This window comes from Methylobacterium sp. 1A (assembly GCF_058072805.1).
This window is the reverse complement of sequence record NZ_JBYQVE010000002.1, coordinates 1298499-1312637: the sequence shown is the minus strand read 5'-3', so window position 1 is coordinate 1312637 and position 14139 is coordinate 1298499. Positions and strand designations below refer to the sequence as shown.

Annotated in this window: 12 protein-coding genes and 2 pseudogenes; 7 read left to right on the top strand and 7 right to left on the bottom strand. The window is 73.6% G+C overall.

Features of this window, described 5'->3' with window-relative positions:
* Positions 1–38: 38 nt before the first annotated feature.
* The 3 genes and pseudogenes from ACX9MN_RS26370 to ACX9MN_RS26360 all read left to right on the top strand — a co-directional run.
* Positions 39–761, top strand: a pseudogene (locus ACX9MN_RS26370) (NAD(P)-dependent oxidoreductase); the annotation flags it as partial.
* Between the two features lie 36 nt (positions 762–797).
* A protein-coding gene (locus ACX9MN_RS26365) for an IS630 family transposase (RefSeq protein ID WP_100250497.1) occupies positions 798–1741 on the top strand; the annotation gives its coding sequence in 2 pieces (ribosomal slippage) (positions 798–1134 and positions 1134–1741; 945 coding nt in all).
* Between the two features lie 9 nt (positions 1742–1750).
* Positions 1751–2032: pseudogene (locus ACX9MN_RS26360) on the top strand (NAD(P)-dependent oxidoreductase); the annotation flags it as partial.
* An 83-nt stretch (positions 2033–2115) separates the two neighbouring features.
* On the opposite strand, the gene ACX9MN_RS26355 reads toward ACX9MN_RS26360, so the two are convergent.
* The 7 genes from ACX9MN_RS26355 to ACX9MN_RS26325 form a co-directional block, all read right to left on the bottom strand.
* A complete protein-coding gene (locus tag ACX9MN_RS26355) occupies positions 2116–2355 on the bottom strand; it encodes a hypothetical protein (protein WP_020096021.1) in 240 nt (79 codons plus the stop codon).
* Between the two features lie 112 nt (positions 2356–2467).
* The gene (locus ACX9MN_RS26350) at positions 2468–3913 is read right to left on the bottom strand and encodes an adenylate/guanylate cyclase domain-containing protein (protein ID WP_489725876.1); all 1446 of its coding nucleotides are present in this window, start codon (positions 3911–3913) and stop codon (positions 2468–2470) included.
* A 1-nt stretch (position 3914) separates the two neighbouring features.
* Complete coding sequence (locus ACX9MN_RS26345; protein ID WP_489725875.1) at positions 3915–5312, bottom strand: TAXI family TRAP transporter solute-binding subunit; 1398 nt, start codon at positions 5310–5312, stop codon at positions 3915–3917.
* 12 nt (positions 5313–5324) lie between these two features.
* Positions 5325–6245, bottom strand: coding sequence for a DMT family transporter (locus ACX9MN_RS26340; RefSeq protein ID WP_020096018.1), 921 nt, complete (start codon positions 6243–6245; stop codon positions 5325–5327).
* 31 nt (positions 6246–6276) lie between these two features.
* A complete protein-coding gene (locus ACX9MN_RS26335) occupies positions 6277–7545 on the bottom strand; it encodes an arsenic transporter (protein ID WP_489725874.1) in 1269 nt (422 codons plus the stop codon).
* Between the two features lie 67 nt (positions 7546–7612).
* On the bottom strand, positions 7613–8836 hold the full coding sequence (locus ACX9MN_RS26330) for a metallophosphoesterase family protein (protein WP_489725873.1): 1224 nt from the start codon (positions 8834–8836) through the stop codon (positions 7613–7615).
* Between the two features lie 378 nt (positions 8837–9214).
* The gene (locus ACX9MN_RS26325) at positions 9215–9457 is read right to left on the bottom strand and encodes a hypothetical protein (protein ID WP_100253618.1); all 243 of its coding nucleotides are present in this window, start codon (positions 9455–9457) and stop codon (positions 9215–9217) included.
* Positions 9458–9982: 525 nt separating this feature from the next.
* On the opposite strand from ACX9MN_RS26325, the gene ACX9MN_RS26320 reads away from it, so the two are divergent.
* The 4 genes from ACX9MN_RS26320 to ACX9MN_RS26305 all read left to right on the top strand — a co-directional run bounded on the left by ACX9MN_RS26320 (position 9983) and on the right by ACX9MN_RS26305 (position 14133).
* The gene (locus ACX9MN_RS26320; RefSeq protein WP_234081592.1) at positions 9983–10783 is read left to right on the top strand and encodes a MetQ/NlpA family ABC transporter substrate-binding protein; all 801 of its coding nucleotides are present in this window, start codon (positions 9983–9985) and stop codon (positions 10781–10783) included.
* On the top strand, positions 10783–11949 hold the full coding sequence (locus tag ACX9MN_RS26315) for a methionine ABC transporter ATP-binding protein (protein WP_489726359.1): 1167 nt from the start codon (positions 10783–10785) through the stop codon (positions 11947–11949). Before ACX9MN_RS26320 ends, ACX9MN_RS26315 begins: the two co-directional genes overlap by 1 nt.
* Before the next feature lie 78 nt (positions 11950–12027).
* Positions 12028–12681 (top strand): methionine ABC transporter permease, encoded by a 654-nt coding sequence (locus ACX9MN_RS26310; protein ID WP_020096012.1) that lies wholly within the window; start codon positions 12028–12030, stop codon positions 12679–12681.
* A gap of 207 nt (positions 12682–12888) precedes the next feature.
* On the top strand, positions 12889–14133 hold the full coding sequence (locus tag ACX9MN_RS26305; RefSeq protein WP_489725872.1) for an SfnB family sulfur acquisition oxidoreductase: 1245 nt from the start codon (positions 12889–12891) through the stop codon (positions 14131–14133).
* Positions 14134–14139: the final 6 nt, after the last annotated feature.

Here is a 14139-nt window from a genome sequence, read left to right as displayed (position 1 = left end):
CGGGAGACGACCACGCGGAACCGGGACACAGGCGCGCCATGCCCAAGGTCGTCATCAGCGAGTTCATGGACGAGGCCGCGATCGCGGCCGAGCTCGCCGGCCTCGACGTGCAGTACGATCCCGGCCTCGTCGACCGGCCCGGAGACCTCGCCGCCGCCGTGGCCCAAGCCGACGCCCTGATCGTGCGCAACCGGACGCAGGTGCGCGGCGCGCTGCTCGACGCCGCCCGCGACCTCAAGGTCGTCGGACGCCTCGGCGTCGGCCTCGACAACATCGACGTCCCGGCCTGCCGGGCGCGCGGCATCGCGGTCTACCCGGCCACCGGCGCCAACGACGGCGCGGTCGCCGAGTACGTGGTCGCCACCGCGATGCTGCTCCTGCGCGGCGCCTACGGGGCCACGGCCCGCGTGGCGGCCGGCACGTGGCCGCGCAACGCCCTGATGGGCCGCGAGATCGCCGGCAAGCGCCTCGGCCTCGTCGGCTTCGGGTCGATCGCCCGCGAGACCGCCCGGAGGGCGGCGGCCCTCGGCATGACGGTCGCCGCCCACGACCCCTTCGTGGACGCGGGCGACCCGGCCTGGAACCCGGCCACCGGACCCGTGCAGCGGCAGGCGCTCGACGCGCTGATCGCGCAGAGCGACGTGCTCTCGCTGCACGTGCCGCTCACCGATCAGACCCGCGGGCTGATCGACGCGGCGGCGCTAGAGCGTTTTCGGTTTGGGCTGAGTCGGCTTGGTGGGGTTCACGCGGCGCTGGGAGGCTGATTCACTCAGGCCGGTCGACAGCCGGAGTGATGCATGGGCCGCCCCTACAGCTTGGACCTGCGCGAGCGGGTGGTGACCGCGGCTGCGGCGACCTCGCGCCGTCAGGCGGCCGCCCGCTTCGGGGTCGGCCAAGCAACCGCGATCCGCTGGATGGCGGCGCTCGCCGCGACTGGGACGGTGGCCGCCCGGCCGCAGGGGCGTGCCCGCCGCTCCAAGCTCGACCCGTACGAGACGTTCCTGCGTACGCTGATCGACGAGACGGTCGACATCACCCTGGAGGAGATGCGCGCCCGGTTGCAGGACGAGCATGGCCTCACCGTCGGGCTCGGCACGTTGTGGGCCTTCCTCGACGCGCGCGACCTGACGTACAAAAAAAGACGGCCCACGCCGCAGAGCAGGATCGGCCGGACGTGAAGGCCGCCCGGGAAGCGTGGTTCGAGAGCCAGCCCGATCTCGACCCGGACCGGCTGGTGTTCCTCGACGAGACGTGGACCGCCACCAACATGGCCCGCACCCGCGGGCGCTGTCCCCGCGGCCAGCGGCTGCGCTCCCCCGTCCCGCACGGTCATTGGAAGACCACGACCCTGGTGGCGGGCCTGCGCCTGTCCGGGATCGCCGCGCCGTTCGTGCTCGACGGGCCGATCAACCGCGACGCCTTCCAAGTCTACGTCGATCAGGTCCTGGTGCCCGAACTCGCACCCGGGGACATCGTGATCATGGACAATCTCGGCAGCCACAAAGGCCCGGCCGTGCGCGCGGCGATCGAGGCGGCGGGCGCGCGGCTCCTGTTCCTCCCGCCCTACTCGCCGGACTTCAATCCGATCGAGATGGCGTTCTCGAAGTTGAAGGCGGGGCTGCGCAAGGCCGCGGCGCGCACGCGCGAAGGGCTCTGGACCACAATCGGGCGGCTCGTCGATGCCGTTACGCCCGACGAGGCCGCAAACTTCTTCGTCGCGGCAGGATACGACCCCGATTAAACCGAAACCGCTCTAGCGCGGATGCCTGCGGGCGCGATCCTGATCAACGCGGCAAGGGGCGGGGTGGTGGACGAGGCGGCCGTGGCGCAAGCCCTGCGGTCCGGCCATCTCGGCGGCGCGGCGCTGGACGTGTTCGACCAGGAGCCCCTCGACGCGGCGGCGGGCGCCGTCTTCGCCAACGTGCCGAACCTGATCCTCACGCCGCACATCGCCGGGGTGACCCAGGAATCGAACGTGCGCGTCTCCGCCGTCACGGCCGCGGCCGTCCGCCGCCACCTCACGAGGGACTGAACCGGGAGAGCCCGCGCGCGGCTGCACATCGACGGCAACCTGCGCGCCGCGCGGGTCGCCTTCGACGGGCTCGACCGGGAGGCTCAGCGCAGGGCGAGCACCTGGGCGGCGTGCGAGGCGACGGCCTGCACGGCCGGGAGATCGTAGGCGTAGACGCGGCCGGCCAGGATCGCGAGCGCCAGCGTCCAGAACACCGCACCGCCGACGCGCCGCGCCGTGCGGTCGCCGGTCGAGGTGGCCGGGCAGGCGCCGGCGACGCCGTCGGCGACGGGCTCGCCGAACGGATCGAAGGCCGGCGACTGGTTTTCAGAGGCGCTGCGCATGGTGCCGAATGTCGCGCTCGGCAGGTCCGTTCGCAATGGACACGTCTTTCGAATTTCGCTGCGCACGGAGATGCTTGTTCTCCATTCGATCCCCACGACAGGCAGGTTCTTCTCAGAGGGCCGGTTCGACCGCCGGGAACGCGATATCTTCTTCCCGGCGGGGGCCGGGACCGCCCGCTCCCGGGGCGGCGGGCGTGTGGTAGGCCATGCGCTCGCGGCGCCCCCGCAGGGGCTCGCGGCTGACTTCGCGCCACGCCTCGGCCGGCGCCCCCGCGGCCCGCCGCGCGGCCTCCGAGACCAGGATCGGGACGCCGTGGAGCTTGGTCGCCTGCTCGAGGCGGGCGGCGACGTTGACGGCGTCGCCCAGCACGGTGAACTCGTAGCGCGCCTCCTCGCCGATGATCCCGCAGAACACCTCGCCGTAATGGACGCCGACACCGATGCGCACGGCCTGCGCGGGTGCGGCCCTGTCGGTCCAGCGGGCGATCACCGCGACGAGGTCCTGCGCGAAGGCGAGGGCGCGGGCCGCGTCGTCGGGCCGGGGCTCGGGCAGGCCGAACACCACCAGGGCGCCGTCGCCGATGAACTTGTCGACCACGCCGCCCCGCAGGCGGGCGAGGCGCGTCACCCGCCGCCGGAAGGCGGACAGGAACTCGGAGAGCCGGTGCGGATCCAGGCTCTCGGCCAGGGTGGTCGAGCCGCGCATGTCGACGAACACGATGGCGGCCTGCTGGCGGCGGCCTGCCTTCAGGCTCCCGTCGCCGTCGGCGAGCCGCAGGACCAGCTCCTGCGGCAGGAACCGCGACAGCCGGTTGCGCCGGGTCGCCTCCCGCAGGGCCGACACGGCGAACAGCACGAACAGCACCGCCAGGGCCCCGACCATGACCCAGATGGCCAGGGCGATCCGCGACACCGTCGCCTGCCGCCGCTCCATCCGCCGCGCCTCGTGCGCCTCCATGCGGCGCACCCGGTCGCGGATCGCGTCCATCACCTGCTTGCCGCGCCCGTCCGCCACGGAGGCGCGGGCCGCCGCGCCGTCGCCGGCGCGCATGAGGGCGACGCTGGCGCCGAGTTCGTCGAGCTTCCGGCGGATCAGCCCGGCCAGGGTGTCGAGGTCGCCCCGCTGGTCGGGATCGTCCTGGACGAGGTCGCGCAGGAGATCGAGCTGCTGGTCGACGTTCAGCCGCCCCTCGGTGAAGGGCAGCAGGAAGGCCTCGTCGCCGGTGAGCAGGTAGCCGCGCTGGCCGGTCTCGGCGTCCTGCACCGCCGACAGGACCCGGGCGAGGCGCCCGTCCACCGCCACGGTGTGGCGCACGGCGTCGACGCCGCGCTGCTGGTACACGAAGGCGCCGAGCGCGATGGCGGTCATCACCAGGATCGTGGCGAACCCCACCGTCATCCAGGTCACGGTGCGCGAGCGCAGGGATCGCTGCACCCGCGCCCCCACGCGCGCGCCGACACGCGCCCTGACCGAGGCGGCGTCCGGCGCGGCGTCGCTCCGGTCCGATTCTGTTGCGGTGGCGGGCGCGGTGGCGGGCGCGGGCGCTGGGACGGACATGTCAGGCCCCGCCCGCGCCGTGCAGCCGGACGGGCCGCCCGGTCCGCCCCCCGTCCTCGGCCGCCCGCGCCCGGCAATCCGCGATGGTCGCCCGCGCCGTGTCGATCGCGACGGACGCCGCCGACATGGTGCGGGTGTCCGGCTCCCGCTCGCGGGCGTAGCGGACGACGTCCATGGCCAGCGCGTCGACCTCGACGGTGAGCGCCTCGATCGCCGCCGGGTCGCGCAGCGCCCTTGCCTGCCCGGCGATCTCGAGGAGCCGGTCCATGATCTCGTCGATCCGCTCGCGGCGCAGGCTGGCGAGGCGCTGCCGGATCCAGGCCAGCACCGAGACGAGGCCACCCGCCAGCGCGCCGAGGAGGTAGAGCGTGTCGCCGTAGCGCTCGATGAAGCCGTGCTGGTCGCGCTCGTAATAGTCGATCGCCCCCGGATGGATCGGGATGCGGGCGCTGGTGGCCGCCACGGTCGTGTCGTAGGCCGGGGCCTGGACGTACTCGGCGGCGTCCGTCGCCAGGGCGGCGGCGCCGCGCTTCTCGAAGAGCTGCTGGGTCACGTCGGCCGCCACGACGCGGCTCAGGGAGGCCCGGGCCATCAGCCGGTACGAGGCGCCCACCGTCTTCACGTCGTCGGCCGGCAGCTTCGGGCGGCCGCCGAACAGGCCGCCCGGGACGGTGACCGCCTGGAGCCGCGGGAAGCGCTCGATCACCGCGCCGTCATCCTCCACGGCGACGAACGCCACCTTGCCGCCGCGGGCGACACCCTGCACGGCCGAGACCAGGGCCAGCGCCTTCGGCGCCGAGGGCGCGATGATGCTGACGAAGGCGTCGATCCGCTTCTCGCGGAAGGCGCCGGCCACCGCCTCCTGGTCGACCGGGACCAGGAGGACCGTCGAGTCCCGGGCCGGGCCGGCGGCCTCCTCCAGGGTGAGCCCGTAATAGCCGAGGAGATTCCGGAGCAGCCAGAGATCGGCGTCCCGGTGCGCCGCGATGCCGAGCCGCTTGCCGGCGAGCTTCGGGAAGCTCGTGATCCCAGCCTGCTCGGGCGAGGCGATGACCATCGCCTGGTCGCGCAGGATCGCCAGGGTGAGGCCGTTCGTCGGCAGCAGCACGTCGGGGCGGACCACCGCGAGGTCGGCGCGCCCGTCCTGCAGGGCGGCGGCGCTCTCGCGCACGTCGTCGAAGGACAGGATCTTCAGCCGGACATTCTCGTGCGCGGCCTCGAGCGCGTCCGCGTAGGCCTTGATCAGGCCGGGCTCGGTCCCGTCCCGGGGGGCGACCGCGATGGTGAGCACCGTCGCCTGGAGCAGGTACCACGCCGCAACCCCGCCCGCGCCCAGGAGGGCGGCCCCGGCCAGGAGCAGGGTCTCCCGGCGCAGGATCCAGGCGGGGAGGGTCCACATCGCCCCGGCCGCTCAGAACAGCGAGATCAGCACGATGCCGCCGACCATCAGGGCGGCGCCGATCAGGCGCGGCGGGCCGGCCTTGACCCGCTTCATGCCGAACCAGCCGAAATGATCGAGCGCCACCGAAGTCAGGAGGTTGGCGGTGATGAGCAGGCCGTTGAAGGCGCCGGCCCCGACCTTGTCGACGAAGAGCAGCCCGGCGAAGACCGCGACCGCCCCGGTGAGGCCGGCGAGGGGCATCCACCAGCGGACGCCCGCGACGTCGTCGCGGGTCGGCAGCGGCGACGGCCGCAGCAGGAACATCAGCGCGAACACGAACACGACCGGCACGAACGACACCGTCGCGGCGAGCCAGGGATTCTCCAGGGCCCCGCGGAGCTGCGCGTTCCAGACCACGCCGATCGCCATCAGGGCGCCGGCCACGAGGATGAACGGGTAGAGCAGCTTGCCGCCGACCCCCGAGCCGCCGCCGTCGCTCTTGCCGCCCGAGCGCGCGATGAAGGTGACGCCCACCGCCATCAGCAGGCCGCCGAGCCAGGGCATCGGCTTGAAGCCCGCCGCCTGCAGGCCGAACAGGCCGAGCGCGTCCATCGCCAGGGAGGTGAGGATGTTGGCGGTGAGCGTCAGGCCGTTGAACGGCCCGGCGCCGACCTTGTCGATGAAGGCGAGGCCGCCGAACACCGCCACCGCGCCGGCCAGGCCCCCCAGCGGCGCGTACCAGGGCATCTTGCCCAGGGAGTCGAGGCTCGGGAGCGGCGTCGGCATCGTGAGGAACAGGGTCGTGAACACGAAGACGATCGGCAGGAACGACACCGTCGCGGCGAGCCACGGATTGACCATGCGGCCGCGCAGCTGCGCGTTCATGGCGTTGCCGATCGCCTGCAGCGCGCCCGCCACCAGGATGAAGGGATAGAGGAGGGCAGCCGTCACGCGCGCGGACCTTCGGGTTCTCGGGGAAGGGTCAGACGAGGAGCAGGCCGGCGAGCGCCAGCGCGAGGGCCGGCGGCATCACCAGCAGGCCGAGCTTCAGGAAGGTCCAGGCGCCGACATCCTGGCCCTCGCGGCGGATGGCGGTGAGCCAGAGGATCGTGGCGAGGGAGCCCGTCACCGACAGGTTCGGCCCGAGATCGACGCCGATCAGGATCGCGCCCGCCACCTTCTCGGGCACGTGGGCGGTCTGGACGGCGGCGCCCGCGATCAGCCCGGCCGGCAGGTTGTTGACGAGGTTGCACAGCACCGCGACGAGGCCGCCCGCCCCCCAGGCGGTGGCCTCCGGGGCGGCGTGGGCGTAGCCCTTGAGGAGGTCCGCCAGCATCGCCAGGACGCCGGTCTTCTCCAGGGCCTCCACGAGGACGAACAGCCCGGCCACCAGCGGCAGCACGCTCCACGACACGTCCTTGGCCACCTCGACGAGGCCGCCGCGCTTGAGGAGCAGCACGACGATCGTGGTGGCGAGCCCGGCCACGAAGGTCGGCAGGCCGAGGTCGAGGCCGAGCGCGGAAGCCGCGATCAGCACGCCGCCGGTCGCCACGATGCCGATCCCCGCCACGAGGCCGGTGCGGGAGAGCGGCTGTGCCTCGACGTCGGTGGCGACCTCCTGCCCGCGCAGGGCCTTGGCCTGGGTCAGCCGCAGCACCGCGTAGGTCGTCGCGATGGCCAGCAGCGAGGGCAGGGCGAACAGGCCGAGCCAGCGCACCAGCGGCGGCATGTGCTCGGCGAAGACCACGAGGTTGGCCGGGTTCGAGATCGGCAGCACGAAGCTCGCCGCGTTGGCGATGAAGGCGCAGATGAACAGGTAGGGGAGGGGGTTCTCCACCTTGGCGGCCTTGGTGGCCGCGTAGACGGCGGGTGTCAGCACCACCGCGCAGGCGTCGTTGGACAGGAACACCGTGACGACGGTGCCGACGAGGTACACGAGGGTGAACAGCCGGGTCGCCGAGCCCCTGGCGGCGCGCACGGCGATCGAGGCAAGCCAGTCGAACAGGCCCTCCTTCCGGGCCACCTCCGACATCAGCATCATGCCGACGAGGAACAGGTAGACGTCGGTCCCCTTCAGCACGCCGTCCCAGGCGGTGGCGGGGGCGAGCAGGCCGAGGGCCACGAGGGCGCCGGCCCCGAGCACAGCCCAGATCGCCTCCGGCCACGCGAACGGCCGCAGGATGACGCCGAGGGTCGCGAGGGCGGCGATCGTCCAGGTCGCGATGTTGGGGGTCAGCGTCAGCGCGCCCATCGGTTGCGGTGGTCCTCTGGTGGGGTGGATCGTGCGGTGCGGTGTGCCGCGATTCGGGCGGGACCGGCTACCAGTGCCGGCCGTTGCGGTTCGGACCGAGCTGGTCGCCCCGGAGCCCCTTCTCGGGCCAGGCCGGCAGGCGGAACGCGTCGCTGCCGGGGCGCTCGTGCGCGGGCGGCGGCACGAAGCTCCGGTCCACGGGCTCGATCACCTCGGTGTCGGTGTGGCCGGTGCCGTCCGCGACCGTGATGGCGAGGCGGCGCGCGCCGTCCCGCCAGGGGATGCGGGCGTGGACCGTCCGGGGGCCGTCCGGCACCATGGGGTGGGCCGGGCCGCCGTCGACGCGCAGGTGACAGCGCCACGTGTCCTGCGGCCGGTCCGACAGCACGAGGGCGCGCACCGAGACCGTGCCGTCGGCGGCGTCGAGGGGCGCCGTGGCGAGGCGCCGGTCGGCCGGGCTCGTGACCATCACGAAGGGCAGCGCCCGGTCGAGGGGCTTGAACCGCCAGCTCGCGACCGGCCCGTCGATCGCCGCGACCGCGTAGCCGACCGAGCCGTCCTCGTTCTGGCCGACCGAGCGGGCCGCGGCGTAGAGGGTGCGCCCGTCCGGGGCGAGCTCGTTGTAGTGGGTGTGGCCCATCTCGACGAGGCGGACGCCGTAGTGGCGGATCAGGCCGGCGAGTGCCGCCCGCTCGTCGGGCACGCAGAGGTCGTCCGGGTAGGTGTGGGCGAAGACCGCGCAGGGCTGGCCCTCCCGCTCGGCCCGGGCCAGCTCCTCGCCGAGCCACGCGAGCTGGTGGGGGCCGAGGCGGAAATCGAGGCCGAAGCCCTTCTGGCCGTAGCCGGGGCTGACCATGTCGAGGAACAGGCAGCGCACGCCCGCCCAGGTCTCGGCGAAGTAGTAGTGCGTCACGGAGACGGAGTCGCGCGGGCGCGGCAGGTCGTGGCGCCGCGCCGCGTGGCCGCCGCCGCGCGGGCTGCCCGCCACCGCGGCGAACAGGGCGTCGAAATCCGCCATCGTGCCGTGCTGGCGGTCGTGGTCGCCGGCGATCAGGCGCACCGGCAGGTCCGGGTGCCGGTCCAGGGCCTCGCGCAGGACAGCGTACTGCTCCGCCCGCCCGTCCTCGGCGAGGTCGCCGGGGATGTAGACGAAGTCGAGGAGACCGTGTCGGTGCAGCCCCGCCACCTCGGCGAGCATCGCCCGCAGGTCGGCGGCGTGGGGGTCGGAGCCCCGCTCGAGATGCAGGTCGCCGACATGCGCGAAGGCGAACACGCCGTGGCTCGCCGTCATGGCGCGCCCGCGCGCCGTCTGTGGTTTCCCTGAGCCATCGTGCCCCCCGGACAGGCCCGTCCGCCCCGGCCGGGAGATCGGCCGCGGTGGTCGCGACCGGCCCGACGTTTCGGAGCCGGCGGGGTTCCGGCCCGGGGGGGAGACGCGCGCCGGTGGGGCCCTACATTTTCGTGAGCGCGGGCCCGATCCGTGCCCGGCGCCGCGAAGTGTCGTGAAAACAGACACTCGCTGTCCTCTCAGCCGACAGATCCGGGCGATGTCGGCCCAAGGTCAGCCCGGGGTCAGCCCGGGGTCAGCCCGGGGTCAGCCCGGGGTCAGCCCGGGGTCAGCCCGGGGTCAGCCAATGACTCCGCCGGCCGGCGGGCCTGTCGGCGCGCCTCAGTGCACGCGCCGGAACAGGTCCGGCAGGTAGCGTTCCAGGGTCTCGTGTCCCTCGAACTGCACGTCCACGGTGGCGGCCGCGCCCCACGGGCGGTGGAGCCCCACGACCCGGCCGCGGGCATGGCGCCAGATCCCGAGGATCTCGGCGAGGTCGAGCCGGTCGAACACCACCTCGTCGCCCGGGGCGAGGGCCGGCGCGGCGACGCCGGACCAGGCCTCGGGGACCGGGCGGCGGGGCATCTCCGCGACCCGGGAAGGCTCATCCCCCGGATCGAGGATGGGGGAGAAGGTTTCGTTCGCGGAGTGCTCGCGGAAGAGCATGATCTTCACTAAGCCGTTGCGATGACTGGATAATCGCAGGTTCAATCCGATCCGACAAGGCTTGTTCCGGCGCTCCCCCCGCCGGACCGACCTGTATTCGGCGCCCGGTCCGGGCGACCGGGATCCGCCCGGGCGCCGCGCCCCGTCCCCGGGGCCGGACCGCGCGCGCGGGGACGGAGCGGGGCCGGAGAGGAGTTCCGCGGGGGCGCAGCATGCGCCTCTCCGGTTCAGGGGTATCGGGAGATCGTTCGTGTCGTCGAACGACGATCTTTAGAATTTCGGGGCGGGCCGCGCTGATCTAAACCTGACGCGAGACAATCATCCACGTGAGACGGCGCCTGTCGACTTGATGGATCGTGTCCGCATGCCTTCGGATGCGGAGCGAACCATCGCGGCCCGGCAGCCGGACTTGCCCCCGTCCATCCCGATCAGAGTTCCCGCCCGATGAAGTTCCTGCGTCTCCTCGCCGTCGCGGCGCTCAGCCTCGGGGCCCTTCCGGCCGGGGCGGAGACCCTCCGGGTCGGCGTCGTGCCGGGCGCCTACGGCGACGCCGTCACGGTCGCGGCCCGGGAGGCCAAGGCCGAGGGCCTCGACGTCAAGGTGGTCGAGTTCAGCGACTGGACGACGCCCAACGTCGCCCTCGACGCCGGCGACATCGACGTGAACTTCTTCCAGCACCGCCCCTTCATGGAGAATGCCGCCAAGCAGAAGGGCTACGCGTTCGACATCGTCGGGCTCGGGATCCTGTCCAATATCGGCCTGTACTCCCTGAAGCATAAGAGCTTCGACCAGATCCCGGCGGGCGGCACGGTGGCGATCGCCAACGACCCGGTGAACCAGGGCCGCGGCCTGCTGCTCCTCCAGAAGGCCGGGCTGATCACGCTGAGGGACGGTGTCGGCTTCCTCGGCACCCTCGACGACATCGTCGAGAACCCGAAGACGCTGCGGTTCACCGAGGTCGAGGGGCCGCAGCTCGCGCGGATCACCGGCGACGTCGACCTCGCCCTGGGCTACCCGCACTTCATCGTGGCGGCCGGCAGTTTCGACCCGACCAGCGGATTGATCTATTCCGGTATCGAGGACCGGCGCTTCGCCGTGAGCTTCGTCACCAAGGCCGCCCGCAAGGAGGACCCCGTGATCCGGAAATTCGTGACGCTCTTCCAGAACTCGGAGGCCGTGAAACAGCAGATCCGCAAGTCCTTCGCCAACAGCGACAAGCTCTACCTGCTGGCGTGGCAGAACTGATGGTCGGCCTGATCTTCGACAGCCTGCGCGATCCGGGCACGCCGGCCGCGGCCGGGCGGACGGGCCCGGGCGCCGCGACCGCCGCCCGGGCCCCGGTCGCCGCGCCCGGCAGCGAGCCCGGCCGGGAGACCGGAACGGTGCGGTTCGAGTCCGTCTCGAAGACCTACCGCTCGGCCGCCGGACCGGTGCAGGCGCTCGACCGGGTGGACCTCGCGATCCCCGCCGGGGCGATCTTCGGCATCATCGGCCGCTCGGGGGCGGGCAAGTCGAGCCTCCTGCGCACGGTCAACCGGCTGGAGGCGCCGAGTTCGGGCCGGGTCCTGGTCGACGGCGCCCCGATCGACGCCCTCGACACCGACGGGCTCGTCGCCCTGCGCCGGCGCATCGGCATGATCTTCCAGCACTTCAACCTGCTGGCGGCCAAGACCGTCCGGCAGAACGTGGCGCTGCCGCTCACGGTCGCGGGCGTCCCGCGGCACGCGATCGGCCCGCGGGTCGCGGAGGCCCTGCGCCTCGTCGGCCTGGAGGACAAGGCCGACACCTACCCGTCGCGGCTCTCCGGGGGCCAGAAGCAGCGGGTCGGCATCGCCCGGGCGCTCGTGAGCGATCCGGAGATCCTGCTCTGCGACGAGGCGACCTCCGCCCTCGACCCGGAGACGACGCTGGCGATCCTCGACCTGCTGCGCGACATCAACCGGCGGCTCGGGATCACCATCATCCTGATCACCCACGAGATGAGCGTGATCCGCGAGATCTGCAGCGACGTGGTGGTGCTGGAGGGCGGCCGGGTCGTCGAGACCGGGCCGGTCTGGCGCGTGTTCGGGGCGCCCGAGCACCCGACCACCCGGGCGCTGCTCGAACCCCTGACCCGCGGGCTGCCGCCGGATCTGGCGGCCCGGCTGCAGCCGCGGCCCGCGCCGGGCGGCTGGGCGATCCTGCGGATCACCTGCTCGGGCCGGGCCGCGCCGGATCTGTCGGGCCTCGCGGGGGCCGGGGCGCCGGTGCGCCTGCTCCAGGCGGGCATCGAGCGGATCCAGGGCCACGCGGTCGGCCGGATGCTGGTGGCCGTCCCGGCCGAGGATCCGGGCGCGGAGGCGCGGCTGCGGACGCTCGGCGGCGACGTGGAGCGGGTCGGCTACGTCCCCGCCGACCCGGCGGAGGGGTGAGACGATGCGGGACCGCTCCTCCCCCGATACCCCGACCGCTGCACCGCCGCCCCTGCACCCCGAACCCGGAGGCCCGCCATGTCGCCGCAGATGATCGAACGCCTCTGGCAGGCCTTCCTCGACACCGCGCTCATGGTCGGAGTCTCGGCCGGGATCGCCGTGGTCGCCGGCATTCCCCTGGCGCTGTTCCTCGTCACCTCCGGGCCCGGCGGCATCTTCGCGGCGCCGACGGCCCACCGGGTGGTCGGGACCGTGGTCAACGGCTTCCGGGCCGTGCCCTTCATCGTGCTGCTGGTGGCGCTGATCCCGTTCACCCGGCTGGTGGCCGGCACCACGATCGGCGTCTGGGCGGCGATCGTGCCGCTCTCGGTGAGCGCGACCCCGTTCTTCGCCCGGATCGCCGAGGTCTCGCTGCGGGAGGTGGATGCGGGCCTGATCGAGGCCGCCCAGTCCATCGGCTGCCGGCGCCGGCACATCCTCGCCCACGTGCTCCTGCCCGAGGCGCTGCCGGGCATCGTGGCCGGCTTCACCATCACGGTGGTGGCGATGATCGGCGCCTCCGCGATGGCCGGCGCGGTGGGCGCGGGCGGGCTCGGGGACGTCGCCATCCGGTACGGCTACCAGCGCTTCGACACCACCGTGATGGTGGTGGTGATCGCGATCCTGATCGCCCTCGTGTGCGCGGTCCAGTTCGCGGGCGACACCGCGGTGCGGCGGCTCCGGGCCCGCTGAGCGAAACCGTCCGACCTGGGCGATCCGACCGGGAGCCCGCACCGATGGATCGTCCCCGGTCGACGACCTCGACATCGCCGTTCGCGCGCGCGGAGCGAAGCGATCCAGGCCGCGCCGCGTCTTCCAACCCGGCGCGGCCCCGGGGCGCTTCGCAGCGCTCGCGATGACGGCGGGACGTCCCAACCCGAGCGGTCAACCGGAAACCGTATGAGCCTGCACCTGGACGATCCCGTCACCGACCCGGTCGAAGATCGGCTGCCGCCGCCGCCGGCGCCGCCGCACCGGATCCGCTCGGACGCCGAGGCGATCGCGGCCGCGCGGGCCGTGGCCCGGATCTTCGCGGCGGGCGCGGCCGAGCGCGACCGCGACCGACGCCTGCCCTGGGCGGAGATCGCGGCCTTCACGGAGAGCGGGCTCGGCGGCATCACGGTGCCGCGCGAACACGGCGGCGCCGAGGTCTCGCACGCGACGCTCGCGGAGGTCTTCGCGATCCTCGCCGCCGCCGACGGCTCGGCGGCGCAGATCCCCCAGAACCAGTTCGGCGTCCTTGCGCTGGTCGCGGCCGCCGCCAGCCCCGCCCAGCAGGCGCGGATCTACCGGGACGTGCTCGCCGGCCACCGGATCGGCAATGCCGGCCCCGCCCGCAACGGCAAGGCGATCACCGGCGTGGACACGCGGCTGACCGCCGGACCGGAGGGCCCGCGGCTCAGCGGCACGCGCTTCTACTCCACGGGCGCGCTCTTCGCCCACTGGATCCCGACGCGCGCGGTCGGCCCCGACGGCGGGCCGCTCCTGGTCTTCGTGCGCCGGGACGCCCCCGGCGTGCGGGTGGTGGACGACTGGCAGGGCTTCGGCCAGCGCACCACGGCGAGCGGCAGCGTGATCTTCGCGCAGGCCCCGGTCGAGGCGGAGCTGACGATCGACCTCGCGCCCCTGGCCGGGCGCCCGGGCCTGTTCGGGCCGGTCTCGCAGCTGATCCACGCGGCGATCGACGCCGGGCTCGCCCGGGGCGCGGCCGCCGCCGCCCTCGACTTCCTGCGCACCCGGACCCGGCCCTATCCCTTCACCGCCGAGACCGTCGCGGAGGATCCCCACATCCTCGGCGAGGTCGGGCGGCTCACCGTCGACCTGCACGCCGCCGAGGAGGTCCTGGCCCGGGCCGGACGGGCGCTCGACCGGATCGCCGCGGCCCCCGTCACCGCTGAGAGCGCGGCCGAGGCATCGGTGGCGGTGGCGCAGGCCAAGATCCTCACCACCGAGGCGGCCCTGGAGGCCTCCGAGCGGCTGCTCGAGCTCGCCGGCGCCTCGGCGACCCGCGACGGGTACAATCTCGGCCGGTACTGGCGCGACGCCCGGGTCCACACCCTGCACGACCCCGTGCGGTGGAAGTACCACCTCCTCGGGAACCACGCCCTGAACGGCGTGCTGCCCGCCCGGCACCAGTGGAACTGAGGACCG